27 protein-coding genes are annotated in these 24,704 nt (G+C 39.8%); 2 read left to right on the forward strand and 25 right to left on the reverse strand.

Annotation, left to right across the window (positions count from 1 at the left end):
- Nucleotides 1-52 precede the first annotated feature (52 nt).
- Nucleotides 53-1,363 (reverse strand): DEAD/DEAH box helicase, encoded by a 1,311-nt coding sequence (locus tag ACFOU2_RS05235; RefSeq protein ID WP_377912866.1) that lies wholly within the window; start codon nt 1,361-1,363, stop codon nt 53-55.
- Between the two features lie 170 nt (nt 1,364-1,533).
- Between ACFOU2_RS05235 and vrrA the strand changes: the two genes are divergently transcribed.
- Together vrrA and ACFOU2_RS05245 are read left to right on the forward strand one after the other, a co-directional pair.
- A complete protein-coding gene (gene vrrA / locus ACFOU2_RS05240; protein WP_377912868.1) occupies nt 1,534-2,049 on the forward strand; it encodes a VrrA/YqfQ family protein in 516 nt (171 codons plus the stop codon).
- 156 nt (nt 2,050-2,205) lie between these two features.
- On the forward strand, nt 2,206-3,153 hold the full coding sequence (locus ACFOU2_RS05245; protein ID WP_377912870.1) for a 4-hydroxy-3-methylbut-2-enyl diphosphate reductase: 948 nt from the start codon (nt 2,206-2,208) through the stop codon (nt 3,151-3,153).
- A 147-nt stretch (nt 3,154-3,300) separates the two neighbouring features.
- On the opposite strand, the gene ACFOU2_RS05250 is transcribed toward ACFOU2_RS05245, so the two are convergent.
- The 24 genes from ACFOU2_RS05250 to ACFOU2_RS05365 form a co-directional block, all read right to left on the reverse strand.
- Nucleotides 3,301-4,422, reverse strand: a complete 1,122-nt coding sequence (locus tag ACFOU2_RS05250; protein ID WP_377912872.1) for a Nif3-like dinuclear metal center hexameric protein — start codon at nt 4,420-4,422, stop codon at nt 3,301-3,303.
- Complete coding sequence (locus ACFOU2_RS05255; RefSeq protein ID WP_377912874.1) at nt 4,415-5,128, reverse strand: tRNA (adenine(22)-N(1))-methyltransferase; 714 nt, start codon at nt 5,126-5,128, stop codon at nt 4,415-4,417. The genes ACFOU2_RS05250 and ACFOU2_RS05255 overlap by 8 nt, the downstream gene beginning before the upstream one ends.
- Before the next feature lie 446 nt (nt 5,129-5,574).
- Nucleotides 5,575-5,934 carry a cytochrome c550 gene (gene cccA / locus ACFOU2_RS05260; protein WP_377912876.1) on the reverse strand — a complete coding sequence of 120 codons (360 nt, stop codon included), beginning with the start codon at nt 5,932-5,934 and terminating at the stop codon, nt 5,575-5,577.
- 410 nt (nt 5,935-6,344) lie between these two features.
- Complete coding sequence (locus ACFOU2_RS05265; protein WP_377912878.1) at nt 6,345-7,484, reverse strand: acyl-CoA dehydrogenase family protein; 1,140 nt, start codon at nt 7,482-7,484, stop codon at nt 6,345-6,347.
- Between the two features lie 96 nt (nt 7,485-7,580).
- The gene (locus tag ACFOU2_RS05270) at nt 7,581-8,123 is read right to left on the reverse strand and encodes a hypothetical protein (RefSeq protein ID WP_377912880.1); all 543 of its coding nucleotides are present in this window, start codon (nt 8,121-8,123) and stop codon (nt 7,581-7,583) included.
- A gap of 72 nt (nt 8,124-8,195) precedes the next feature.
- A complete protein-coding gene (rpoD, locus tag ACFOU2_RS05275; RefSeq protein WP_377912882.1) occupies nt 8,196-9,323 on the reverse strand; it encodes an RNA polymerase sigma factor RpoD in 1,128 nt (375 codons plus the stop codon).
- 52 nt (nt 9,324-9,375) lie between these two features.
- Nucleotides 9,376-11,175 (reverse strand): DNA primase, encoded by a 1,800-nt coding sequence (gene dnaG, locus ACFOU2_RS05280; RefSeq protein ID WP_377912884.1) that lies wholly within the window; start codon nt 11,173-11,175, stop codon nt 9,376-9,378.
- Between the two features lie 40 nt (nt 11,176-11,215).
- Nucleotides 11,216-11,701 carry a YaiI/YqxD family protein gene (locus ACFOU2_RS05285; protein WP_377912886.1) on the reverse strand — a complete coding sequence of 162 codons (486 nt, stop codon included), beginning with the start codon at nt 11,699-11,701 and terminating at the stop codon, nt 11,216-11,218.
- Nucleotides 11,702-12,006: 305 nt separating this feature from the next.
- The gene (locus ACFOU2_RS05290; protein ID WP_377912888.1) at nt 12,007-12,813 is read right to left on the reverse strand and encodes a pyruvate, water dikinase regulatory protein; all 807 of its coding nucleotides are present in this window, start codon (nt 12,811-12,813) and stop codon (nt 12,007-12,009) included.
- Nucleotides 12,814-12,879: 66 nt separating this feature from the next.
- Nucleotides 12,880-13,518 (reverse strand): helix-turn-helix transcriptional regulator, encoded by a 639-nt coding sequence (locus tag ACFOU2_RS05295; RefSeq protein ID WP_377913594.1) that lies wholly within the window; start codon nt 13,516-13,518, stop codon nt 12,880-12,882.
- Nucleotides 13,519-13,753: 235 nt separating this feature from the next.
- Nucleotides 13,754-14,545 (reverse strand): DNA repair protein RecO, encoded by a 792-nt coding sequence (recO, locus tag ACFOU2_RS05300; protein ID WP_377912890.1) that lies wholly within the window; start codon nt 14,543-14,545, stop codon nt 13,754-13,756.
- 31 nt (nt 14,546-14,576) lie between these two features.
- A complete protein-coding gene (locus ACFOU2_RS05305) occupies nt 14,577-14,723 on the reverse strand; it encodes a YqzL family protein (RefSeq protein WP_377912892.1) in 147 nt (48 codons plus the stop codon).
- Nucleotides 14,724-14,839: 116 nt separating this feature from the next.
- Entirely contained in the window at nt 14,840-15,748 is a 909-nt protein-coding gene (era, locus tag ACFOU2_RS05310) for a GTPase Era (RefSeq protein ID WP_377912894.1), read from the reverse strand.
- Nucleotides 15,741-16,139 carry a cytidine deaminase gene (locus ACFOU2_RS05315; protein ID WP_377912896.1) on the reverse strand — a complete coding sequence of 133 codons (399 nt, stop codon included), beginning with the start codon at nt 16,137-16,139 and terminating at the stop codon, nt 15,741-15,743. The genes era and ACFOU2_RS05315 overlap by 8 nt, the downstream gene beginning before the upstream one ends.
- A 253-nt stretch (nt 16,140-16,392) precedes the next feature.
- Nucleotides 16,393-16,770, reverse strand: coding sequence for a diacylglycerol kinase family protein (locus tag ACFOU2_RS05320; RefSeq protein WP_377912898.1), 378 nt, complete (start codon nt 16,768-16,770; stop codon nt 16,393-16,395).
- Nucleotides 16,754-17,221 (reverse strand): rRNA maturation RNase YbeY, encoded by a 468-nt coding sequence (gene ybeY, locus ACFOU2_RS05325; protein ID WP_377912900.1) that lies wholly within the window; start codon nt 17,219-17,221, stop codon nt 16,754-16,756. The genes ACFOU2_RS05320 and ybeY overlap by 17 nt, the downstream gene beginning before the upstream one ends.
- Nucleotides 17,208-19,268 (reverse strand): HD family phosphohydrolase, encoded by a 2,061-nt coding sequence (locus ACFOU2_RS05330; RefSeq protein ID WP_377913596.1) that lies wholly within the window; start codon nt 19,266-19,268, stop codon nt 17,208-17,210. Before ACFOU2_RS05330 ends, ybeY begins: the two co-directional genes overlap by 14 nt.
- 140 nt (nt 19,269-19,408) lie before the next feature.
- A complete protein-coding gene (locus ACFOU2_RS05335) occupies nt 19,409-20,371 on the reverse strand; it encodes a PhoH family protein (protein WP_377912902.1) in 963 nt (320 codons plus the stop codon).
- A gap of 3 nt (nt 20,372-20,374) precedes the next feature.
- Entirely contained in the window at nt 20,375-21,565 is a 1,191-nt protein-coding gene (gene yqfD / locus ACFOU2_RS05340) for a sporulation protein YqfD (protein ID WP_377912904.1), read from the reverse strand.
- A 17-nt stretch (nt 21,566-21,582) separates the two neighbouring features.
- Nucleotides 21,583-21,867 carry a sporulation protein YqfC gene (gene yqfC, locus ACFOU2_RS05345; RefSeq protein WP_377912906.1) on the reverse strand — a complete coding sequence of 95 codons (285 nt, stop codon included), beginning with the start codon at nt 21,865-21,867 and terminating at the stop codon, nt 21,583-21,585.
- Between the two features lie 59 nt (nt 21,868-21,926).
- Nucleotides 21,927-22,328, reverse strand: a complete 402-nt coding sequence (locus tag ACFOU2_RS05350) for a hypothetical protein (protein ID WP_377912908.1) — start codon at nt 22,326-22,328, stop codon at nt 21,927-21,929.
- A gap of 27 nt (nt 22,329-22,355) precedes the next feature.
- On the reverse strand, nt 22,356-23,345 hold the full coding sequence (gene floA / locus ACFOU2_RS05355) for a flotillin-like protein FloA (protein ID WP_377912910.1): 990 nt from the start codon (nt 23,343-23,345) through the stop codon (nt 22,356-22,358).
- 13 nt (nt 23,346-23,358) lie between these two features.
- Nucleotides 23,359-24,132: an NfeD family protein gene (locus ACFOU2_RS05360; RefSeq protein ID WP_377912912.1), complete on the reverse strand. Its 774-nt coding sequence runs from the start codon at nt 24,130-24,132 to the stop codon at nt 23,359-23,361.
- 126 nt (nt 24,133-24,258) lie between these two features.
- Nucleotides 24,259-24,702, reverse strand: a complete 444-nt coding sequence (locus tag ACFOU2_RS05365; protein ID WP_377912914.1) for a GatB/YqeY domain-containing protein — start codon at nt 24,700-24,702, stop codon at nt 24,259-24,261.
- Nucleotides 24,703-24,704 lie beyond the last annotated feature (2 nt).

A 24,704-nucleotide genomic window follows, 5' to 3' on the forward strand; every position in this document is an offset into this window, starting at 1 on the left:
AATCCTTGATTTTACCGGATTTCTCATGAAGGGTCCTAATGAATTGTCTTGTTTATTTTTTCTTTGTGCGTCTTTGTTTTTTAGCGAACTTTTGAATTTCTTCTTGACGCTTTTTCTTGTAACCAGGCTTCACCTTTTTCGGTTTCTGAATATACTTTCTTGCGTGAACCTCAATCTCATCCACCTGTTTTTGACGTTTCTTTCGGCGATTTCGATCCTCAATATCAATCCATTCATTGCCTTGGAGGTCTTTGTTACTAAATTCAATTCCCATTTTCTCTAACTTCACGATCGCATCTTCATCCCGCAGTTCATAAATGGTAGCGGCAATCCCTGAATGGCCTGCACGAGCAGTACGGCCGACTCGATGGATGTAAAAGTCTAAATCTGAAGGAATTTCATAGTTAACGACATGACTGATTCCCTCAATATCAATGCCTCGTGCCGCTAAATCTGTGGCTACCACGTATTGATACTCAAGATTTTTAATTTGTTTCATCATCTTTTTACGCTCACGCGGTGTTAAATCTCCGTGGATTCTTCCAACACGCAATCCTTTTGCCGTTAACGCATCCGCTACCTCTTCTGCCATTTTCTTCGTATTTGTAAACACGATGGCTAAGTATGGATTATAGGACACTAACATATCATGCAGTAACTTTATTTTATCGCGATGACGAAGCGGAACAAGGACATGTTCAATCTTTGCAGCTGTCACTTGTTTGGGAGCAACATGCGTGTATTTAGGGTTTTCTAAATATTTTTTTAGGAACGGTTTCAGTTTTTCTGGAATGGTGGCAGAAAAGACTAGTATCTGAAGATTTTCAGGCATGGAACCGGCAATGCGGTCTACATCCTCAAGGAACCCCATATCTAGCATCAAATCCGCTTCATCCACTACAAGGGAAGTGGCCGTGTGAATATGTAATGCTTGTTCTTTAGCTAAATCATGAATTCTTCCCGGCGTTCCCACTACAATTTGAGGCTGTGTTTTTAACTTTTCAATTGCTTTCTGTTTATCCGTTCCCCCAATCAAGCATTTTGCTGTGATTTGTTTGCCTTCTTCACAAAACTTAGTGATTTTCAACACTTCATGATGAATTTGATTCGCCAATTCACGGGTCGGCGCTGTGATCACCACCTGCACTTCTTCTCTTTCCGGCTCAATATTTTCAATAAGCGGTAATAAGTAAGCATGCGTTTTCCCTGTCCCTGTCTGTGATTGTCCAATGGCACTCTCGCCTCTGAGAAGAGCCGGGATCAACCGTTCTTGAATTTCGGTCGGTTCGTAAAATCCTAGTTCTTTAATCGCTTCTATGATAAACGGCTGAAAATTAAAACGTTCAAATTTTGTCGTATCCATTTTTTTCTCCTTTACTGTTATTTAGCACGACCTGAATATAAGCACAATATATGATTATAATGGATTTTTCAGTCTCTGACTACTTATTCTTAGGGATAAAACAAATCTCCTTTATTTCGTCAAGCGCATATAGTATAGATGAATACTCTTATTAAAGGAGGTGTATCTCTTTGTTGCCAAGACGACCATTTCCACCCATGCCATCTCGAAATTTCCCTGCACATTCATTTTTCCCAAATCAAGCGATGATGAACCGTCCCCCAGGAGGGCTTTTATCCCGCATCTTAGGTAGGGGAGCTCGCTCTGTTCCCAATACAACTAATGCTTCAGCTATGGGTTCCATATTAGGAAACCTTCAAAATGCCGCTAATCCTGCTTCCCTCAGTTCGATGATGACAAATGTTCAAAAAGTATTGAAAGCCGCCGAGTCAGTGGGACCGATGGTTCAGCAGTACGGACCAATGATTAAAAACATCCCGGCTATGTTCAAAATTTATCAAGCTTTAAAAAGTGATGATATAAGTGAAGACAATACTAACGCATCAGACAGTAAAGACAAAACCCGGTCAACGAGTAATAAAGCAAATAAAGAGGACTCTAATCACATAGACGAACTAGATGCCCTAGAAGCCGAATTTATTGAAAAACCCGCAAAAGGCGCTTCCAAACCGAAGCTTTATATTTAAGCATCATTAAAGTTTCATACACCAATCGGGGACAGTTCAAATATCTGCTCCTCTTGTCGAAAAGGTTTTTTCAAAGAAGGCGCTTCTCGACAAGTTCACTTCCTCTCTTATATAATAGGGAGAGTCATGTTTCCTATTTGTAAGGAGGATTCGAAAATGGAAGTTATTAAAATCGCACCGCGTGGATATTGTTACGGTGTCGTCGATGCAATGGTCATTGCACGCAACGCTGCTTTAGATAAATCCCTTCCTAGACCCATCTACATTCTTGGAATGATTGTTCATAATAAACATGTGACAGATGCCTTCGTTGAAGATGGCATCATCACGTTAGATGGCGCCAATCGTCTTGAAATTTTAGAGAAAATCGACAGCGGAACTGTCATCTTTACAGCCCACGGGGTATCACCCGAAGTGAAAAAACGTGCAAAAGAAAAAGGGCTTGTTACCATTGATGCTACATGCCCTGATGTGACGAAAACCCATGATTTGATTCGAGAAAAACAAGCTGAAGGATATGAAGTGATTTATATCGGGAAAAAAGGTCATCCAGAGCCCGAGGGTGCAGTCGGCATCGCTCCTGATATCGTTCACTTAGTAGAAACGATTCATGATGTAGGAGCTCTTGATATTAAGAGTGAAAAAATTATTGTGACAAATCAAACGACCATGAGTCAATGGGATGTTGCGGACATCATGGAAAAAGTGCGGGAGAAATATCCGCACGTTGAAATTCACAAGGAAATTTGCCTTGCCACACAAGTAAGGCAAGAGGCTGTTGCCGAACAAGCAAAAGAAGCAGACGTGACCATCGTAGTCGGAGATCCAAAAAGCAACAACTCAAACCGCCTTGCCCAAGTATCCGAACAAATCGCTGGAACAAAAGCTTACCGAATTTCAGACATCTCCGAATTGAGAATCGAATGGATTAAAGATGCCAAAAAGGTGGCAGTGACTGCTGGGGCTTCTACCCCAACCCCTATTACGAAAGAAGTCATAGCCTTTTTGGAGCAGTTCGATCCAAACGATCCATCAACATGGAAACTTGAACGAAATGTACCTCTTTCAAAAATTTTACCAAAAGTAAAGACCCCAAAATCTTAAAGAGGGTCCCTTTCGTAAGCTGCAGATAGAATGGAAAATGAACAAAAGGATGTCCAGAAAGCTTGAAAATCAGGCCCTCTGGACATCCTTTCTCGTTTATTTATCCCGCATTAACGAGTAGTAGGCCCCCACTGATGGAAATTTCCTTTATACAAATGTAAAAGGATTGGTATCCACTTTAGAAGAAAGAATTTCACAATTGAATTTATTCTCATCACACATCTTCGATAAAACATTTGTTACACCTTTTATCATCACTTTCTCCACATGATGGCCAGGATCAATGACATTCAGTCCCATCATCATCGCATCGTGCGCAACATGGAAATATAAATCTCCGGTTACATATACATCTGCACCTTTAAATTTCGCACTTGTAATATATTTGTTTCCATCACCGCCCAACACAGCTACCTTCTTGACTTTTTCCTCCAGGTTTCCTACGACTCTTACCGCCTTCACGTCTAGAGCCGTTTTAACATGTTCGGCAAATTCTTTCAGTGTCATTTCTTTTTCAAGCCTTCCGACTCTCCCCAACCCGTGCACTGCCCCTTCATTATCCAAAGGATAAATGTCATAGGCAACTTCCTCATAAGGGTGGTTTTTCAATAAAACGTTGATCACTTTACGCTCGATTGTCTCAGGAAAAATGGTTTCAAGACGAACTTCATCGACATGCTCCAACCGCCCTTTTTGGCCGATGAAAGGGTTTGTTCCCTCTAACGGCAAGAAGGTTCCTGTCCCTTGAACATTAAAAGTGCAGTGGCTGTAATTTCCAATATGGCCTGCCCCGGCCCGACTAACAGCATCCCTGACCTTTTCTGCATGAGTACTCGGAACGAACACGACTAGCTTTTTCAGTTTAACAGTTGTTGTTGGAGCGAGTATGTCTGTATCTTTCAGATCTAAGGCCTCAGCCAGTAAATCATTGACTCCGCCAATTGCCACATCCAGGTTTGTATGAGCGGCGTATACAGCAATGTCATGTTTAATACATTTTTCAAATAATCGTCCAGGTGGCTGATCTGTTACAATTTGCTTAAGCGGATGAAAAATCGGGGGATGATGGGCGATAATTAAATCGACCTTTTGAGATATCGCTTCGTCCACTACTTCTTCCAGCACATCCAACGTAATCATGACCCTATGGATCCGTTTATTTAATGTCCCCACCTGAAGGCCAATTTTATCCCCTTCCATCGCCAAGCTTTTAGGAGCAAACGATTCAAACAATTGAATCACCTCATAACCATTTGGCACCTTACTCATGGGCCAACACCTCCTCGATAATGGCAACAGCCTGCTGCAGTTCTTCTTTTCTCGCTTTATTTTCGCGGTTCTCTTCTGTTTTTTCTAATTGAGCAATGACTCTTTTCCAGTGATTCAATTCATGAGTCCATTTTTTAACGAAGGCCTCATTCCTCTCGCGCATTAGCATAGGGCCAAGCAACAATCCCGCTTCTCTCTTTTCACCGTAAGGCTTTAAAGCATCCCCCGGCTCTGCTGCAATAATTTCGTATATTCTTCCGTCCTCTTCTAAAATTTTCTCTTCTTTGATTTCCCATGAATATTCAATTAACCATTGTCGAACAGTTTTTGCTCCGATATTAGGCTGAAGTATAAGCCTTTTGACTCCCGCTAATTTCTCTTTTCCTTGTTCTAAAATCTTGCGAATCAACGTTCCGCCCATACCGGCGATGATTACACAGTTCACTTCATTTGGGGAAACAACCTCAAGACCGTCTCCTTTTCGAACATCAATAATATGTTCCAGTCCTACCCTTTTTACTTGCTGAACAGCGGACTGAAAGGGCCCATCCGTAATTTCACCTGCTACAGCTTTTTTAATGAAACCTTGTAAATATGCATAGCATGGCAAATAGGCGTGATCAGACCCTATATCTGCAATGATCGAATTTGACGGAATACATTTTACGACTTCTTCTAAACGTTTTGATAGTTGTAGTTCGTTCATAACTTCACCTTTTATTATGTAATCTTTCTATTCATCATAAATTGTTCACCTAATACTTGCAAGCGAACTCTATGTTATCATTTTTCTTGTTCAAGAAAAAGAGCTCATTGGAGCCTGGCTGCTCCCCTTCGCATATACTTGATGACATCCCGCTTCCCATAAGCTTGATATGGCAAAAAAATAAAGGAGTTGACTCAAAGCCTCTCCTTCATATGATAAAACGATATAAATCCGGCTTAATTTTTTGACATCCGGCACCGGGCTTTTTCTATTCGCATCTTTCTGTTCTCTCATCTTGAATGGGCTTACAACGGTTCTCGTATAAGCGGTTGACAAGAACCCTCAAGGAAGCTTGGCAACCACTTATGCGTAAAGAATTGGACATGGGCTTTTTTTCCTCATGTCCAATTCTTTATGTGAATTCATATCTCTTATAGATTAACAAATTATTTTAACGTGCCGAGCCATTCTGCCATTTCATCAGCCTTGTCTTCCGGAACTAGATTAGCCGGCATCGCACCACGGCCTTTTGTAATGACTTCCTTAATTTGATCTTTTGATAAGCGATCGCCAACCCCTTTAAGAGAAGGTCCTACACCACCCTGATATTGGTCACCATGGCAACCAATACAAGTTTGCTTATAAACATCTTCCGGCTTTGCTGCAGCTTCTTGCTTAGCTCCGCCGCCTTCTTTTTCGGCAGCAATCTCTTTTGCATTGTTTACACCATTAACAGCTAAAACAAGCATAAGGATAAGGCCGACTGCCATGATAAGAAAAAAAGGCGCAAGCGGGTTACGGTTCATTTCGTTTACCTCCTTATGTATCCGTTATCAATTATGAATAGTGAGAAAAGTACAAACACACTCTATTTTACTTCAAAATGATAGTTAGTGAAACCCCTATTCGTGACGTTCTGGATGAAATTCACTAAATAGACAAAAAATAACTAAAGTTGCCTCTAAGCTTTGCTCCACACAGCTTAGAGGCAACCTTTCGCAATGGACCTTTCTATAATGGGGAAAACCTCTAGTTAGAGTGAAGGTCCATTGCGTAAAAAACGATATGGAATCGGCCTCTACTTTCTGAAACAGCCCATAAAAGTCTTTCTCTTCTTTTATCTCGTATCATAAAATAAGTCCATATAAATAATTGATTTTATTTTTATAGACAATATTTATAAAAGCTTCACTCTATTTATTCTTATTGAGAAATTCTAGCATCCAATTTGTCGGGCAATGACCATTCTTTGAACCTCAGACGTTCCTTCTCCAATTTCCAGTAATTTTGCATCTCTCATGTAGCGTTCAACTTGATACTCTCTCATATAGCCGTATCCGCCATGGATTTGAATCGCCTGACTCGTTACTTCCATGCAAATCTCTGAGGCATACAATTTACACATGGATGCCTCTTTTGTAAATCTGCGGCCCTGGTCTTTTAACCATGCCGCTTTATATACCATATTGCGGGCTAACTCGATTTTCATTGCCATGTCAGCCAGCTTAAACTGGATAGCCTGAAATGAAGAAAGTGATTTTCCGAATTGTCGTCTCTCTTTTGCATATTGTAGTGCGCGCTCATAAGCAGCCTGCGCGATTCCAACTGCCATTGCGCCAATTCCGATGCGGCCTCCATCCAGAGTAACAAGGAATTGCTTGAATCCTTCACCGCGTTTTCCAAGAAGATTTTCTTGTGGAACTCTTACATCTTCTAATACTAATTCAGTTGTATTGGAAGCGCGGAGACCCATTTTTTCATAATTATCAATTATCGTAAAGCCATCTGCATTAGTTGGGACAATAATGGCAGATATTTCTTTTTGACCATCTTTTCTTCCTGTAATAGCCGTTAAAGCGAGGTGCTTAGCGTAACTTGCATTCGTAATATAACATTTATTTCCATTGATAATGAAATCTTCTCCATCTTCAACCGCTTCCGTTTGCGTTCCGCCTGCATCACTTCCCGCATTTGGCTCGGTTAGGCCAAACGCTCCAAATGACTCTCCTGTACATATAGGCACTAAATATTTTTGCTTCTGCTCTTCTGTACCAAACAAGTATAGTGGCGCTCCCCCTAGCGATACATGGGCTGAGTATGTAATACCTGTTGAACCGCATGCGCGGCTCAATTCTTCCACAACAATGGCAAAGCTAATGGTGTCAGCACCGCCTCCGCCGTATTCTTCAGGAAATGGTAAACCCATAATACCTAAGTCAGCGAGTTTTTTAAAAACCTCCACAGGAAATTGTTTTTCTTTGTCACGTTGTTCTGCCCGTGATGCTACTTCTGCTTCTGCAAACTCCCGAATTGTCTTTTGAATGAGCTTTTGTTCCGTCGTTAAGTCAAAATTCATATCCATCCCCCCCTGAATTCTGAATCCGCTTACAACAAAATTATAAAACACATAACGGAATTTTCTCAACTTTTAAATTTTTTAAAAAAATTCATGTTATAATAAATTAAACACTAAAACAACGAAAACCCCAAGGACTCCTGCTATTTTAAAATAAGGAATGCGCAAAATGACGCCGGTTATGAACCACATCAAACATTGAAGAATGAGAAGGGCACTCATGACCGGCATATTGTTCGGAAAATAGTAACTTGCTGTTTTATACGTAATAAATAACACACAAAATGCACTTATAACTAATAATCCATGCAATAGAAATCTTTTTTTAATAAAAAATAGTAGTGTTCCTAAACAAACCAAGACAAAAAGACTATAAAGGAGCATTTGCAAAACAAAAGACAATTCAGTAAAATAAATGACAAGAAGGATTACTGGTAAAAATAACAAAATAATTCCAGCTATCCACCTTTTATGCTTCCTGGTGGGGTTAGATTGATTTACATTGTTTTTCTGATTGTTTCTGTTTCCTTCTGTATATAATGCCAATAAGTAGTCGCAATATTGTTCCGGCAGTAAATGACTTTCTTTCCACCATTCTATTTCGCTTATAATGATCTGTTTTTTCGTCTTTCGCTCCATCCGTTTCACTCCAAAAAAAAATAGTTTACTTCCATCATAAGAAGTAAACTATTAATTGTAAATATGAATTCATTATTCTAAAAAGTCTTTTAAACGTTTGCTCCGGCTCGGATGTCGTAATTTCCGAAGCGCTTTTGCTTCAATTTGGCGAATGCGCTCACGAGTAACACCAAAAACTTTGCCTACTTCTTCAAGAGTACGCGTACGTCCATCATCAAGCCCAAAGCGCAAACGAAGTACGTTTTCTTCACGATCCGTTAAAGTGTCCAGCACATCTTCAAGCTGCTCTTTTAACAATTCATAAGCTGCGTGCTCTGAAGGGGATGTTGCATCCTGATCTTCAATGAAGTCGCCTAAGTGCGAATCATCTTCTTCACCGATTGGTGTTTCTAATGAAACTGGCTCTTGCGCAATTTTTAAAATTTCACGAACTTTATCCGGTGTTAAGTCCATATCTTCAGCAATTTCTTCCGGAGTTGGTTCTCGACCTAAATCCTGCAGTAATTGGCGCTGAACACGAATCAATTTGTTAATCGTTTCGACCATATGGACTGGGATACGGATGGTTCTTGCCTGGTCTGCGATAGCACGCGTAATTGCTTGGCGAATCCACCATGTTGCATACGTACTGAATTTATAGCCTTTTCGATAATCGAACTTTTCAACGGCTTTGATCAAGCCCATATTACCTTCTTGGATTAGGTCCAGAAATAACATACCACGTCCAACATAACGTTTTGCGATGCTGACAACGAGACGTAAATTCGCTTCTGCCAAGCGTCGTTTCGCTTCTTCATCGCCGTTTTCGATACGCTTAGCCAGTTCAATTTCTTCTTCTGCAGAAAGCAGGTCGACACGTCCTATTTCTTTTAAGTACATGCGAACAGGATCGTTGATTTTCACTCCCGGAGGAACACTCAAATCATTAAGGTCAAACTCTTCCTCTTTGGATAAGTCTTGAATATCAGGATCGTCTTCATCGACTTCCGATTCATTCATCACTTCAACACCTTGTTCAGTTAGATACTCATAATATTCGTCCATTTGATCAGACTCTAATTCAAATCCGGACATACGCTCTGCAATTTCTTCATATGTTAAGACACCACGTTTTTTCCCTACTTCTGTTAACTGTTCTTTCACTTGATCGAGGGTTAATTCAGAGTCAAGTTCTTTAGAGCGAGCAGATTTTTCAGCCATGTGGCCCCCTCCTTCCGACAATTGTACAACTATATATTCATTAAGGTATTACCTATTTTAACGCTTTTTTTAATTGGATAATTTCCATTGCGATGGATGCTGCTTTCACATGATCTTTACGTCTTTCAGCTTCTTGTTTATCTTTTTCCTTTTCTTTTATTGTTAACAACTTTCGATAAATCAACACCTGCTGAACGTAATCATGGAGTGCTTGCTCTGAAAGTTCTTCATTAATGGACATCATCGCTAGTTCAGAAACAAGATGAACTAATCTTTTATCGGGTAAATATTCAACAAATAAACTTAAATTTGGTTCATGCTCTTCTTCATAGAAACCGTATAAGTAAGTAGCCAGAGCCTGATGCTCCTCCATATTGAAGCTTCCGTTAATCATATCCTGCACCCGAATAGCAAGATTTTGATCTCTCAGCATATAAGCAAGGAGCATCCTTTCGGCATTTTGATAGGCCGGTAACAGTTTCGCCTGGGCGGCCGGTTGTCTAGCTATATTATTTCTATTCCTACGAGCATTATCCTTTTTCTTTTTTTCAAATCTATAAATTTGGTATTGCTGCTTCAGTGCTTCCAAAGAGATTGAGAACTCTTCTGACAACTGCCTTAAATAATGGTCCCTCTCCACCGCTTTAGGTAAAGCACCGATTTCTTTTAGGACCTCATCAATGTATTGCATTCGTTCCGCTTCATTTTGAAGGTTTTTTCCTCTTCGCAAATATTGCATTTTAAAAGACATTAAAGTTAGACTCGCTTCAATCACTTCTTGCCTAAACTTTTCTGCGCCGAATTGCTGGATATATTCATCCGGGTCATAGCCTTTAGGCATTGTGGCAACCTTAACATAGCATCCTGCTGTGTGGAGTATATGAGCCGCTTTATAAGCTGCCTCAATTCCTGCTTGATCGGAATCATAGCAAACAATAATGGATTCAACATTCCGACGAATAATTTTGACTTGTTCATCCGTTAAGGCCGTACCCATCGTTGCAATAGAATTTTCACAGCCTGCTTTAAAAGCAGAAATGACATCGGCAAAACCTTCAAATAATACAACTTCCTGATTTTTCCTTATATGTTTTTTAGCACGATGGAAATTATAAACCGTCTTACTTTTATTGAAAATAGCTGTTTCAGGACTGTTTAAATATTTCGGTTGTCCCTCTCCTAAAATCCTGCCGGAAAATGCGATAGTTTTTCCTTGCAAATCTTGGATGGGAAACATAATGCGATTTCGAAAACGATCAAAATATTTACCGTCCGAATCCCTCTTTATAAGCAGTCCCGCACGCTCCATTTCCTCGAGAGAAAACCCTCGTTTGCCCAAAAACTTCATGGCAAAGTCCCAGGAATCCAGAGCGTAGCCAATTTCAAACTCTTCAATCATTTCCTTTGTAAAGCCGCGCTGTATTAAATAATCAAAAGCCTTTTGACCCTCTTTTGTGTTTACCAATAAATGATGGTAAAATTTCTTTAGGAGCTCGTGAGCTTCAATCATTTTGTTTGCAGGTTTGCTGGATGAAGATTGAGGCTGGTCTGTTGGAAGTTGCACTGAGATTCCAAATTTGTCCGCAAGGTGTTTAACAGCTTCTAAAAAGGAGAATCCCTCCATTTCCATAACGAAAGAAAAAGCATTTCCTCCTGCTCCGCAGCCAAAGCAATGATAAATTTGCTTTTCGGGTGCCACAGAAAACGAGGGAGTGTTTTCCCCATGAAATGGACATAAGCCGAAATAATTTCGCCCTTGCTTTTTTAGCTGGACATAATCACCGACAACATCCACAATGTCAACAGAATGTCGAATGCGATCTATTACTTCGTCAGGTATACGTTCTGCCATCGTTAACAGCTCCGTGTATTGTATTATTCTTCACTAAAAACTAAATTCCTGCAAGTTTCGACAATAACTTATCCATAACTGTTATAAACCGCTGTCGCTCTACTTCGTTAAAGGGGTTTGGCCCTTTCGAATGGTGGCCTGCTCTTCGTTCTTTTGCAGAAATGTAACGAAAAAAAAGGATTGCATCCATATCCTCTTCATTGAAATACTTCCCACGGGGGGACAAAGTGTAAACCCCCTGTTTTACAAGGATGCTTGCCAAACCTGTATCCTGTGTAACAACAACGTCATGCTCTCTGACATGGTTAATGATGTATAAATCGACAGCTTCTCGACTCATATCAACATATCTCCATTCTCCGCCATTTATTTTATTTTGAACATGAGCGTATGAAGCAACAAAAATGACATGAATGCCATATGTATTGGCGAGTTGTAGAATTTCCCTTTTAACAGGACATGCATCAGCATCGACAAAAATACTGAATTTTCTCTGTGTATAACTCTCTATTCTACATCCCTCCAAAGATTCCTTCTTTGACTTACCAATTTACATATAGATGGTTTTTGTCGAATTTTACTCTAGTCCCATCTCATCTTTTATATACATAGTTTATTCGTTCTAGACAAAGTCTAAACCTAAAACAACTGCTTTTTATCACAATTTTTTATTATAATATAAAATTTAATTATTTGCTACAAGAAAAATGAATTTATTTAAAATATATAAAAGCAATCCTCTCCATCCGGACAATTGTTGTTGATTCAACTAAATTATCGGACAGAGTGATTGCTATTATAGAAGCTCAATACCTTTCTTTTGCCTTCGGCTTACGAATGACGATGATATAGATTCAAAATCACATTAGCCGTCTCTTCCACGGCTTTATTCGAAACATCAATCACCTGACAGCCCATTCGTTCCACAACACCGTCAAAATACTTAATTTCTTCTTTAATGCGTTCAACATTGGCATAAATTGCTTGATCGTTTAACCCCAATGATTTTAAGCGTTCTCTGCGGATATGATTTAACTTTTCAGGACTGATTTTTAAACCGAAGCATTTTTCCGGGGGCACTAAAAATAATTCTTCTGGAGGTTCTACCTCAGGAACGATCGGAACATTTGCGACCTTTAATCGTTTATGTGCCAAAAATTGAGACAACGGCGTTTTGGACGTACGAGAAATTCCCACCAATACAATATCTGCGCGCAATATGCCGCGGGGATCCCGGCCGTCGTCATATTTGACGGCAAATTCGATCGCTTCGACTTTTTTGAAGTAATCTTCGTCAAGCTTTCGAACCATGCCTGGTTCATGTTTTGGCTTCAAATCATATGTCTCTTGAATTTTGTCTATAATAGGACCAATAATATCAATAACTTCTACATCATGCTTCCCTGCTTCTTCAATTAAAAACTTTCGCATTATCGGCTTTACAAGGGTAAAGCCGATAATGGCATTGTTCAGCTTAGCGAGTGACACCACTTCTGACAACGTAGCTGTATCCTCTACATATGGCACACGTTTAATCATCACTTCTGCGGGATTAAACTGGCTTGTTGCTGCTTTTACTACTAGTTCGGCTGTTTCGCCTACTGAATCAGAAACGACATAAATGAGCGGGTTGGTCATTTACTTACACATCCCCTTTACCATCAATATTAACAACTTGAAACTATATTCCTCTTTTGTGATTGGCTATAATACTTCATCGTTAGCCAATCCCACTAATAATTTCGTAATGTTTGTTTTCGTGATCCTGCCTATCACCTCATATCCAAGGTCTGTCTTTTTTACAACAGGCATCGCATCTATTTGTTTATTAATTAACGTTTTGGCAATGTCAATGAGGTAGTCTTCTCTTTCGCAAAACGTAATATTGGGCATTCTTGTCATAATAATATTTACGGGAATAGACGTTAACTCTTGCTTTCCTATGCTTGCTCTGAGCAAATCTTTTCGAGATAATACTCCTACTAGTAAAGAATGTTCATCCACTACAAATAACGTCCCTACATCTTCTAAAAACATGGTACAAATTGCATCATAAACGGATACACTTTCATTAACCACAACAGGAACAGATTGATACTCGCCTACCTTTACCTTGCGAATCTTATCGGTCAGCAATTGGGCGCCTGTTTTACCCGTATAAAAATAACCCACTCTTGGCCGGGCCTCTAAATATCCAGCCATCGTTAAAATTGCTAAATCAGGCCTTAAAGTAGCACGTGTTAAGTTCAAACGGTCAGCAATATGTTCTCCTGTGATCGGCCCATGGTCCTTTACAATTTGCAAAATTTGTTCTTGTCTTTTATTCAGTTCGATTGTTCTCACCACCTTCGATTATGACCATTGTGCTATACTGTTTACATCAATATTATATACTTTTTGTAAAGAATAGAAAGAATAATATATTAAGTTGAGGTTTGAGAACGCAAAGAAGGGGGATGACTCAAAAGGGAAAAATTCTCCTTTCTCAGTCATCCCCGTACAATGAACCAGTATGTTACATCCAGTAGCATCAAAAATTCCCGTGAAAGGTCCGTTGTACATTTAAACTAAACCATATTTATTCAACCTGTAAGCCGGATTCTTGTGTATCTTGTGGAGACAGCGATTGTCTCAGGTTTTCTATTTGATTCAAAAAACGCTTAGTTTTTAAATAGAGTCCCGAATACTCTTCATAATAACTGTCAATAACCTGCTTTAGTTGCTTTTTTGTTTCCTCTTTGACAGAAATAGATCCTAATCTTTTTATATCCATATAATACAACAGTCGTAACAATTTTACAGCAGCAGGGGTCAGCTTAAAGTGATAGGGGTCTTTTTCAAAACAACGGTGGCAAATCAATCCGCCTTCACGTATTGAGAAGCCGAAAACCCCGTCTTTTGCCTGACATATGCTGCACTGACCGAGACAAGGATATAACCCTAATACGCTCAGCATCTTGAGTTCGTAAATGTAGGTTAAGATATCTAAATCATAACCCTCATTCATAAAAGATAACGTTTGATAAAGCAGCTCAAACAAAAACGGATTCGATTTTTCATTTTCCGTGGATTTGTCGGTTAACTCCACAATATAAGAAGCATACGCGGTGCTGAATATGTCTTCGCGTATGCCTCGCATAGATGAAATAACTTCCCCTTGTTGAAGGGTTCCCATACCGGATCCTTTTTGCACTAAAAAATGACCATACGTAAAAAGCTGAGTAAGAGAAGCAAAACGGCTGCTCGGCTTTTTTGCGCCTCGCGCCATCAATCCTATTTTTCCCGCTTCTCTCGTGTATATCGTTACTACTTTATTGGCTTCGCCATAATCACTTGTACGAATGACGATTCCTTCACATTTACTTAACAAACTGGTCACCTACCGTTTTTAGAAGGAACGTCTAAGAAACTGGAAGATTAAAGTCCTTTAATTCCTCATCCTGGCTATCGTCGGGTGTTTCCATGTTCTCCTTTTGAATTTCTTTAAAAAGAAGATACGTATCTATATTACCTGTACTACTAAAAACTCTCCAGGTAAAATCTAACATCAAAACCCCACCTTTCTAATCAAAAGAGCTCAGATATATAGTCCAATTCCTTATGATTAGATTGACCTTCCTTCTGCAAAATCATGTAACACAATTTTTGTCAATGGCATCAGATTTTAATATTCGTCTTCCCTAAATCCAAAGTCCCTTAATTGGGATGCTTTATTGCGCCAATCCTTTTGCACTTTTACCCATAGTTCCAGAAATACTTTAGAACCAAGGAGCGCTTCAATATCTACTCGTGCTCTTTGACCGATTTCTTTCAACATTTTCCCTTGCTTTCCGATAATGATTCCCTTTTGTGAATCTCTCTCTACAATGATGGTAGCCCCCACATAAACGGTATTCCCATTCTCTCTTCTTTGCATGGAATCAATAACAACCGCAATGGAATGCGGAATTTCTTCACGCGTTAAATGAAGTGCCTTTTCACGAATTAACTCCGCTACGATAAAACGTTCAGGATGGTCTGTTACTTGATCTGCCGGGTAATATTGCGGCCCTTCAGGCAATAATTCTTTAATTTGATTTAGCAGTGTTTCAACGTTATTGCCTTGTAAAGCCGAAATTGGAATAATTTGTTCAAATGGGTATAGATTTTGGTATGTTTCAATAAGAGGAAACAACTCATCCGGATGAATCTCATCAATTTTATTAATCACTAAAAAAACAGGAGTGTTCATTCCCTTTAAACGTTCAATAATGAACTCATCACCGCGGCCAAAACCTTCCACGGCATTGACCATGAATAAAATCAAATCTACTTCTTTTAAAGTGTTTTGGGCTACCTTCATCATAAAATCGCCCAACTTATGCTTTGGCTTATGTATGCCCGGTGTATCAATAAAAACAATCTGTGCCTCATTCTCTGTATATACCCCTTGAATTTTATTTCTTGTTGTCTGGGGCTTATCACTCATGATGGCGATTTTTTGGCCTATCACACGATTTAAAAACGTGGATTTTCCTACATTCGGTCTCCCTATAATCGAGACAAATCCTGACTTAAATCCTTCTTTAATCATTTAGATCCTCCGCTGAAAATGCTCCTGGCAGCAACTCTTCTACCGTTAACTCCTGTATATCTCCATGCAAATTCGTCAAAAAAACTTTCATATCCTTTGGGCAAAGCTCGGATATCACCTGTCTGCATGCTCCACAAGGTGGTACAGGTCGTTCCGTGTCCGCTACAACCGCAATGGCCGCGTACTCTTTATCCCCTTCCGAATAAGCTTTGAATAAAGCCGTTCGTTCCGCACAATTACACATACTGTAAGCTGCATTTTCAATGTTGCAACCGCGATAAACTTTTCCGTCTTTCGTTAACAAAGCGGCTCCTACTTGAAATTTAGAATAAGGAACATACGCGAGCTCTCTCGCCTTCATAGCTTCTTGAATTAACGCTTGCTTATCCATTGCGCCCTTCCTTTCAAAAACAGAATTAGTGAACTGCCAGTTAGGAACATTGATTACTTTGTAGTAATTCATCTTATCAAAAATGAGAGAAAACAACAACTTTTTCACTGTCCTGGACTGATTCCAGGAAACCTTCAATCAGTTCGGGACACCGGGACGTCATGTCCAATTCATTAAAATCGAATTTTTGATGGGCGGCCCGCTGCATATGAACAATAAAAATCATTATTTTTCACTTATCATTGTACCCTTCTCAAAGGATATACTTACTAAAGATAAGCACTCCTGCAATAACGGATACAACAGCATATATAAATACAGCTCCAGCTGCCGCATCCTTAGCCGTTTTAGCCAGCGGATGATAATCCTTCGTTATTAAATCCACGTTTTTTTCAATCGCTGTATTGATGAGCTCAAGGCTAAACACACCGCCCATCACAATAATTAGGATAACCCAGTCCGAAAGTGTAATGCGAAAATAACATCCTGCAATCACAACAAGGACAGCAGCTGCCGCATGTATTTTCATGTTGCGTTCCGTTTTCAAAGCGGAAAGAATGCCTTCAATTGCATACCGAAAACTCTTTACAAGCCGCGGCTTTTTAGAACCCTTTTTATCTTTTAAGGCCATATGCTTCTAGAATTTCCCTTTGTCTACTGAACATTTCTTGTTCATCTTCAAGTGTCTCATGGTCGTAACCAAGTAAGTGCAAAAAGCCATGGACCGTTAAAAATCCCAATTCCCTCATGAAAGAATGGCCGTACTCTTCTGCTTGTTCATGTGTTTTTGGAATGGAAATAATGATATCGCCTAAAATAGTAGGCATGTCTTCTCCAATAATCTCCACTTCCCCTTCACCCAATTCTTCCATTGCAAACGAAATGACATCTGTCGGTTTATCTTTGTCGCGATATTCCCGATTAATCTCTTGAATGCGTGCATTATCGACAAACGTAATGGACAGTTCCGCTCCATCCGGGATATTTTCCATTTTGGCCGCCATATGAAGAAGCTGCTCGAGCTCTTTTTTCTGTTCTTCTGTAACTTCGTTTGTTTCATCAATAAAATCAATTACCAGCATGTTCTTTCACCTTTTCTTTTTTTAGTTCTGGATACTCAATTCTTGAGTGGAAAATACCGTTTAAGGTTTCACATAAGGACGTAGTAACCAGATCCAGTTCTTTTAATGTGATATCGCATTCATTAAACTGTTCATCCTGCAAACGATCTTTAATAATACTCCTAACCAGCGATTCAATTTTCTCAGGAGTGGGATTCGTCAAAGAACGTACAGCCGCTTCTACGCTATCAGCAATTCCTACGACCGCCGCCTCCTTTGTTTGGGGTTTAGGTCCCGGATAACGATACTCTTTTTCCAGTATCTTTTGATCAGTTTGTTCCAGTGCTTTATGATAAAAATATTTCAACAATGTGGTTCCATGATGCTGTTCAGCAATGTCCACGATTTCTTTTGGCAGCTTGTGCCTTCTTAAAATTTCTGCCCCTTCTGTTGCATGGGCGATGATAATGTTTTTGCTTACCTCAGGAGGCAATTTATCATGCGGGTTTTTACCGCCTAATTGGTTTTCAATAAAGTAGCGGGGTCTTCTCGTTTTCCCGATGTCATGATAATATGCCCCCACTCTTGCCAACAAACCATTTGCCCCGATCGCTTCACAGGCTGAATCCGACAGATTGGCAACCATTACGCTATGGTGATACGTGCCCGGGGTTTCCGTAAGGATTTTTCGCAACAACGGATGGTTAGGGTTGGATAATTCAATTAGTTTCATTGTGGATAGAATCCCGAATCCCGCTTCAAAAAATGGGAGAAGGCCAATTGTCAATACTGCTGCAAGAACACCCGAAGCGATGCCCATCATGCCGTAATAGCTCAATTCTACACTGTCCAATTGCCCGTTTTTAATGAGTAAAATTGCTAAAATCACCATGATATTAACAAGCGAGATAAATAATCCAGCTTGCAATATTTTAGACCGTCGATGTTGTTGACTTAAAAATAATACGGCGGCTAAGCTGCTCACTAATAAATAAATACCGACGTAGACATTAAAAACCGTTGTAACACCGTCATTAAAAATAATGCTTCCGCAAACAGCCAATATAATGCTTGAAATGACGGCCAGACGCTCATTCAATAGAATACGAATCAATAACCCTCCCGCTGCCACAGGTGCGAGAAAACCAATTTCTGATACTTGAATCTCATGAAAGAAACTTAAAATCTTCATTACGGATATTATAACGGTAAACACAATCACATATAATAGCAACGATCGATCGGAATTCGTGGATCGTTCTCTAAAATAATGCATAACAAAGCTAATCATAATGATGGTTAGCATTAACAAACCGATTAACGGTTGAACCGAGTGGCTGCGATCCAAAAGCCCGACAAGTTTCAACTGGCGATAAATATCTGTTGTAATCAGTTGACCCTCTTCTACAAGGATTTGCCCTTGCTTGATGCGAACCGGCTCAACACGTTCAACTGCCTGCCGTCGGTTTTCCTCTGTTTTAATCGGGTCATATACAACATTTGGAATGATGGCAAACTGTGCGACATTATACATCGCCTTTTTTAATTCATTGCTGACATTTGTATAAATGAGTTGATTTTGAACTTGCTGCTTTTTGCTCTCAACATCATTAACTGTAATCCGATCTTTCATCACATTATGGACAGCCGTTACGACAGCATCTTTGGCAATTTTCAACTCTTCATGGTTTGCCTGAAGCAGACGATTGAATGTTTCATCTGATAAACTTTTTTCAATATTTTGAGGCAATTTTTCTTTTAGGATTTTCTGCTTTTCCGCTAATTGCTCCTCAGCTGTCCAGGTTTCTTGTTCTTCAGACTCGGCGAGCTCGTCGTTCACTTCTAAAATAAAATCAAATATAGAGCCTGCGAGATCGACTCGATTTTGCGCATATTCCGTTTTTAATGTATAAACATCTTTGACTGAATCCTTCGCTTCCTTCCGTTTCTTTTCTGTACTTTCTTTATCTTCTACAGCAATAGGCGCATAAACCGTCTGAGGTGAAACAGAAAACAAACGCAGATCCAGCTCTTCAGGTTTAATGTTACTATACATCATGACATACATGACGATTCCAAGCAGTGTATATAACCCGATATGAACAAGTTTAAAACGTTCTAATTGGGCAGCAGTCAGCTTCAGAAACCTCCAGTTTGACACCCGATACGTCTCCTTTCAATGAAAATAGACCCTATGCAGGAAGGGTCTTATGCTTCGTATTTTTCATACGCATTGATGATACGGGCTACTAACGGATGACGAACAACATCTGACTGTTCTAAGTAAACAAATGCTATTCCGTTTACCTCTTTTAAGATGTCTTGAGTAACAGCTAAACCCGACTTGACCCCTTTAGGTAAATCCACTTGTGAAATGTCCCCTGTAATAACCATTTTTGATCCAAACCCAAGCCTTGTTAAAAACATTTTCATTTGAGCAGGTGTTGTATTTTGTGCTTCATCCAAAATCACAAAGGCATCATCCAACGTACGTCCCCTCATATAAGCTAATGGAGCGATTTCAATCACGCCTCGTTCAATCAAACGCTGGGTGTGCTCCGTCCCTAAAATATCATGGAGGGCATCATATAAAGGGCGAAGGTAAGGATCTACCTTGTCTTTTAAGTCCCCTGGTAAGAAACCTAAACTTTCTCCCGCTTCCACAGCTGGGCGCGTTAAAATAATTCGTTTAATATGCCCATTTTTCAAGGCGTTAACAGCCATGACGACTGCTAAATACGTTTTTCCTGTTCCCGCAGGGCCAATCCCAAAGATTAAATCCCTTGCTCGAATAGCTGAGACGTATTGTTTTTGGCCTAACGTTTTGATACGAATGGACTGCCCTTTCACATTTTTGGCAATTTCCTCATTGTACATATCTGCGAAAAACTCAAGCGTTCCGTTTTTCGCCAACTGTACCGCATACAAAACATCTCTTTCCGAAACGGAAATATTCCGGCGAATAATAAGTAAAAGCTGTTTCAATATCTCGTCCACTAACTGAACTTGTTCGGGCTCTCCTGAAATCGTAATGGTTTCGCCCCTTGAAATAATAGAAACCTTCATTTCTTCTTCAAGTCGTCTTAAATGAATGTCTTGAATGCCAAATAAGGCAATTGCTTCATTGTGATTTTCAAGCTGTAAGTTTGTTGTAACAATCTGTTCTGCCATTCCTCAATCTCCTTGGATAATTGGTTGAGTCGTTGCTATATTTTCTATAACTTGGTAATATATCGTTAACTTTACTTTACCATTGTCATTAGTTTGGTGCAAAACTTTTTCACCTTTAATCTTAGCATCTGCATCTAATTTTGAAATTAATTCTTTTCGTCCAATTTCTTTTCCTTTTTCGATTGCTTGTTGAACATTGTATTCCCTTGTTACTTCTTCTTCCTCTCTAGTCGTAATTGTTTCATACGCAAAAGGAAGTCTCCACTTCAAGAAATACACAGGTTTTTTGAGTTCTTCTACCTTTGCTTTTTTATATGTTTCATTCTGGAAAAACCCCCAGATCGGCACCCTGATATTTCCCAAATAAAAAGCATACTTTGTAAAATCTTTCCCTGTTAGAACACGAAAATTCGTTTTCAGCGGAATTTCTACAACAGACTTGTACCATGTTTCTCCATAGATTTCCCCTTTTGCTCCTACAGTACGTTGATAATCTTCCTTTCCAATCGTTCCAGACACAAGCAATTGGCCTGGTTGAACAAAGTCATTTACCTTGACCAAAGGTTGTCCTTTCTCAATAAATAATTTAGTAATCACCGCTTTCTTTTTAGCCACTATGTCGCTCGGTGAAACAGTTTTTGGTTGTTTCGGCTGAGTTTTCTCTACCACCTGGAAATGGAAAGTCGTTCCTCTCAGCTCTACCCCTATCCATGTAATGCTGTCAATATTATTAGTCAGCTTACGCTGAATCGTATCCGGGTCATCCATGAAAAATTGGAGTTTCCCTCTCTTAACACCCATTTTGTCCAACTCTTTTAAAATTTGATATTCCGTATGGGGCTTTGCTCCTGCGATTTTAATATCCCATATCATATTTGATAGCATCATGATAAGAACGAGAAAAACACCGATTCCAATGACAAATCCGCTGTTTTTCCACATTCTCTTCACTAAAAAAGGAAGGCCGTTCTTACGGGAAAAATAAATTTTGCACTCACTCTGACGAACAAGATAGCGAATAGTCGGTATGTCATGTAATAAAATAGTTGCTTTCACGCACTGTTCATCAATACGCTGAATATTCGTAAGCAACAGCCGCTGGCGAAAACAATTATTTAAAAATCGTTCGATACCTTTTCCTTTGATTGTAATGGTCACGGTGCCAGTTATGAAGTTTGTCCATTGGTTCTTCATTTTGGTCCTCCTCTATCTTATTCGTCTAAATAAAGCACTTGGCCAATTTTCCCTTCAAGTACGATCTCCTCGGGCATAATCACCTTAATAACAAGATCTTGGCCCTTAATTAATAGTTGGCCCTGCTTCAACAAAATACGGATTTCTTTATCTGAAAAGGCTAATAGTCCTTTATGGTTTTCAATGTAAATATGGATTTGTCCGACCATGGTAACGCGCGGGAGATCCGTTAATACGTCAGCGGGTAGTTCCATTTTTTTTGTAACCCAGCTTTTCATCTGCTGTTTCCATGACTTAGCCATAAAAAGAACCCCCTTTCATCTCATATTTATGAGAAAAGGGGGTTTTGTATCACTTCAATTTATTTTCTTTTTGCTTTTGGCGGAGCTAAGATTTCGGACCAGATAATTCCTTGAACCATCTGTTTTTTAGAAATGGGAAGTGAATTCACCCTGCGTCCCTTCCTGTTCACATTGGACTGTATCGGCAATGAGGTCTTTTGGGTAGCGGAGGATGCAGGATCAGATCTTTTCGTTTCTTTTACCGTTTCTATTTTGGATATCACCGCGCTTGCTTGCTTTTGGAACCTTCTAGCCTCCTCCACTTCATTACGCACATCAACCGCCGGTTTTCGCTGTACGAGCTCCCTTTGCTTCTTACTCTCTTTCATTTCTTCGCTGTATTTTTTTAAAAGATTGATTAAAAATCCGGCAATGACAATGAAAATAAAGAAGTTGCTCATTAAAAAGTCAATGATGTTCATAAGGGGAAACCTCCCTGGACATGATCATTATTTTTCTTCTTCCTCTTCACTTTTTGTTATGTTGCCGATTGAATTGCGCATATCCGTATCAGCCATGACATTTTTAAAATTCATATAATCCATCACACCGATATTTCCGGAACGCAATGCTTCTGACATCGCTAGAGGAACCTGCGCTTCTGCTTCCACCACTTTTGCACGCATTTCTTCTACGCGAGCACGCATTTCCTGCTCCTTCGCCACAGCCATTGCACGCCGTTCTTCTGCTTTCGCCTGCGCAATATTTTTGTCTGCTTCCGCTTGATCGATTTGCAATACTGCTCCAATGTTTTTGCCAATATCGATATCTGCAATATCAATGGATAAAATCTCAAATGCCGTACCGGAGTCCAACCCTTTATTCAATACTGTTTGCGAAATCAAATCAGGATTCTCCAATACTTTCTTATGATTGTCCGAAGAACCAATTGTACTGACAATACCTTCGCCTACACGAGCGACAACTGTATCTTCACCTGCTCCCCCCACTAAACGTTCAATATTTGCCCGGACCGTAATCCTTGCTTTCGCTTTTACTTCAATTCCATCCATCGCTACGCCTGCGATAAATGGGGTTTCGATAACCTTTGGATTTACGCTCATTTGCACGGCTTCCAGTACATCACGCCCTGCCAAATCAATGGCTGCACAGCGTTCAAAGCTTAATTCAATGTTTGCACGGTGAGCGGCTATTAACGCATTTACTACCCGATCCACATTACCGCCTGCTAGATAATGGCTCTCCAATTGGTTCGTACTTACATCAAGACCCGCCTTGCTCGCTTTGATTAACGGATTGACAACACGTGATGGAATAACACGACGCAGTCTCATTCCGACAAGCGTAAAGATACTGATTCTTACCCCGGCGGCTAAAGCCGAAATCCAAAGCATAACAGGTACGAAGGTAAAAAACACTCCCAACAATATAATGGCTAAGCCGATCCCAACCAAAATCAATAAGTTTCCCGCCAACATATTTGCAGCCTCCTTATTCTTGTTCCTTTATTTTTCTTACTACAATTCTGGAACCTTCCACTTTGATGATCTTTACCTTTTCACCTTTTCCCAAGTAGCTTCCTTCCGTCACAACATCCAAGTATTCCTCATCTATCTGAACTGTTCCAGAGGGCCTTAAGGGCGTTACAGTGATTCCTTCTCTTCCAATTAGTTCTGTCCGGTTGCGGTTTGAGACATAACCGGCTTCTGTTTTCATCGAATCAGTCAAAATGACTTTTTGAAAGGCTGTCAACTTTTTCTTAAAAAATTTCATCATGATAAAAGCCCCTCCAAACGCTGTACACACTGCGATTAAAATAGAAATTCCCATATGAACATAATTGTCGGTCGCCATAAAAAAACTCGCAATCACAGCTCCTATTCCTAGAATACCCGCGATTCCCCCAACAAGGAAAAGCTCCACGACCAATAGTATAATGCCGATAACAAACAGCACAATTGCTTCCACTCCCGCTAACCCGGCAATGGTATGTCCGCAGAAAAACAACAATAGAGAGATAAGGCTCATTGTTCCTGCAAGGCCAAACGAAGGAGTATATAGTTCAAGGACCAACCCTAGACCTGCAATTGACAGGAGAATAGGCACTACTATAGGATGTGTCACAAATTGAGCCACTTTTTCAACTGTTTCTTCCACAGGGGCATACACATGCGTTTCATCTGCTTTCACAGAAAAAACCGGCACAGCAGAAACTAAAAAACAGGATAAAAAAAGCAAACTACACAGCCATGTTCGCTTCTTCACTGTTACACCGCCTTTCGTTGGACAGGATGATAAAGTGAAACCAGGTATCGATTATGTATACGAATGGAAATAGCAAGAGTTTCATTCCCAATAAAAAAAAACGCCTTACAAAAGTAAGGCGCTTTTTTATGACAAGTTCTGAAGAACAAGCTTGTTCACAAGGGATCCGTCGGCTTTGCCTTTTACTTTCGGCATAACAACACCCATGACTTTACCCATGTCAGCTTTAGAGCTTGCTTGTACTTCCGCAATCGCTTCTTTAACAATTTCTGTTAATTCTTCTTCAGTGAGCTGCTTAGGCATATAAACTTCTAAAACAGCTAATTCATTTTGAATTTTATCCACAAGGTCTTGACGACCAGCTTTTTCAAATTCATGGAGGGAGTCTTTACGTTGCTTTAACTCACGAGAAATAACAGTTAACTCGTCTTCTTCTGTAAGCTCTCTACCTAGTTTGATAGCTTCATTTTGCAAAGAGGCTTTAACCATGCGAATGACGGAAAGTTTCTCTTTTTCCTTGTTTTTCATCGCTTGTTTCATATCATTATTTAAACGCTCAAGAAGACTCATAA

The organism is Bacillus songklensis, assembly GCF_042649685.1.
GTDB lineage: Bacteria > Bacillota > Bacilli > Bacillales > Bacillaceae_H > Bacillus_BA > Bacillus_BA songklensis.

Excerpts from the sequence above, each read along its gene's own strand:
- ACFOU2_RS05235 (WP_377912866.1), bottom strand. The coding sequence starts at position 1,363 with ATGGATACGACAAAATTTGAACGTTTTAATTTTCAGCCGTTTATCATA.
- ACFOU2_RS05245 (WP_377912870.1), top strand. The coding sequence starts at position 2,206 with ATGGAAGTTATTAAAATCGCACCGCGTGGATATTGTTACGGTGTCGTC.
- ACFOU2_RS05250 (WP_377912872.1), bottom strand. The coding sequence starts at position 4,422 with ATGAGTAAGGTGCCAAATGGTTATGAGGTGATTCAATTGTTTGAATCG.
- ACFOU2_RS05255 (WP_377912874.1), bottom strand. The coding sequence starts at position 5,128 with ATGAACGAACTACAACTATCAAAACGTTTAGAAGAAGTCGTAAAATGT.
- cccA (WP_377912876.1), bottom strand. The coding sequence starts at position 5,934 with ATGAACCGTAACCCGCTTGCGCCTTTTTTTCTTATCATGGCAGTCGGC.
- ACFOU2_RS05265 (WP_377912878.1), bottom strand. The coding sequence starts at position 7,484 with ATGAATTTTGACTTAACGACGGAACAAAAGCTCATTCAAAAGACAATT.
- ACFOU2_RS05270 (WP_377912880.1), bottom strand. The coding sequence starts at position 8,123 with ATGGAGCGAAAGACGAAAAAACAGATCATTATAAGCGAAATAGAATGG.
- rpoD (WP_377912882.1), bottom strand. The coding sequence starts at position 9,323 with ATGGCTGAAAAATCTGCTCGCTCTAAAGAACTTGACTCTGAATTAACC.
- dnaG (WP_377912884.1), bottom strand. The coding sequence starts at position 11,175 with ATGGCAGAACGTATACCTGACGAAGTAATAGATCGCATTCGACATTCT.
- ACFOU2_RS05290 (WP_377912888.1), bottom strand. The coding sequence starts at position 12,813 with ATGACCAACCCGCTCATTTATGTCGTTTCTGATTCAGTAGGCGAAACA.
- ACFOU2_RS05305 (WP_377912892.1), bottom strand. The coding sequence starts at position 14,723 with ATGTTAGATTTTACCTGGAGAGTTTTTAGTAGTACAGGTAATATAGAT.
- era (WP_377912894.1), bottom strand. The coding sequence starts at position 15,748 with ATGATTAAAGAAGGATTTAAGTCAGGATTTGTCTCGATTATAGGGAGA.
- ACFOU2_RS05315 (WP_377912896.1), bottom strand. The coding sequence starts at position 16,139 with ATGGATAAGCAAGCGTTAATTCAAGAAGCTATGAAGGCGAGAGAGCTC.
- ACFOU2_RS05320 (WP_377912898.1), bottom strand. The coding sequence starts at position 16,770 with ATGGCCTTAAAAGATAAAAAGGGTTCTAAAAAGCCGCGGCTTGTAAAG.
- ybeY (WP_377912900.1), bottom strand. The coding sequence starts at position 17,221 with ATGCTGGTAATTGATTTTATTGATGAAACAAACGAAGTTACAGAAGAA.
- ACFOU2_RS05330 (WP_377913596.1), bottom strand. The coding sequence starts at position 19,268 with ATGTATGTCATGATGTATAGTAACATTAAACCTGAAGAGCTGGATCTG.
- ACFOU2_RS05335 (WP_377912902.1), bottom strand. The coding sequence starts at position 20,371 with ATGGCAGAACAGATTGTTACAACAAACTTACAGCTTGAAAATCACAAT.
- yqfD (WP_377912904.1), bottom strand. The coding sequence starts at position 21,565 with ATGAAGAACCAATGGACAAACTTCATAACTGGCACCGTGACCATTACA.
- yqfC (WP_377912906.1), bottom strand. The coding sequence starts at position 21,867 with ATGGCTAAGTCATGGAAACAGCAGATGAAAAGCTGGGTTACAAAAAAA.
- ACFOU2_RS05350 (WP_377912908.1), bottom strand. The coding sequence starts at position 22,328 with ATGAACATCATTGACTTTTTAATGAGCAACTTCTTTATTTTCATTGTC.
- floA (WP_377912910.1), bottom strand. The coding sequence starts at position 23,345 with ATGTTGGCGGGAAACTTATTGATTTTGGTTGGGATCGGCTTAGCCATT.
- ACFOU2_RS05365 (WP_377912914.1), bottom strand. The coding sequence starts at position 24,702 with ATGAGTCTTCTTGAGCGTTTAAATAATGATATGAAACAAGCGATGAAA.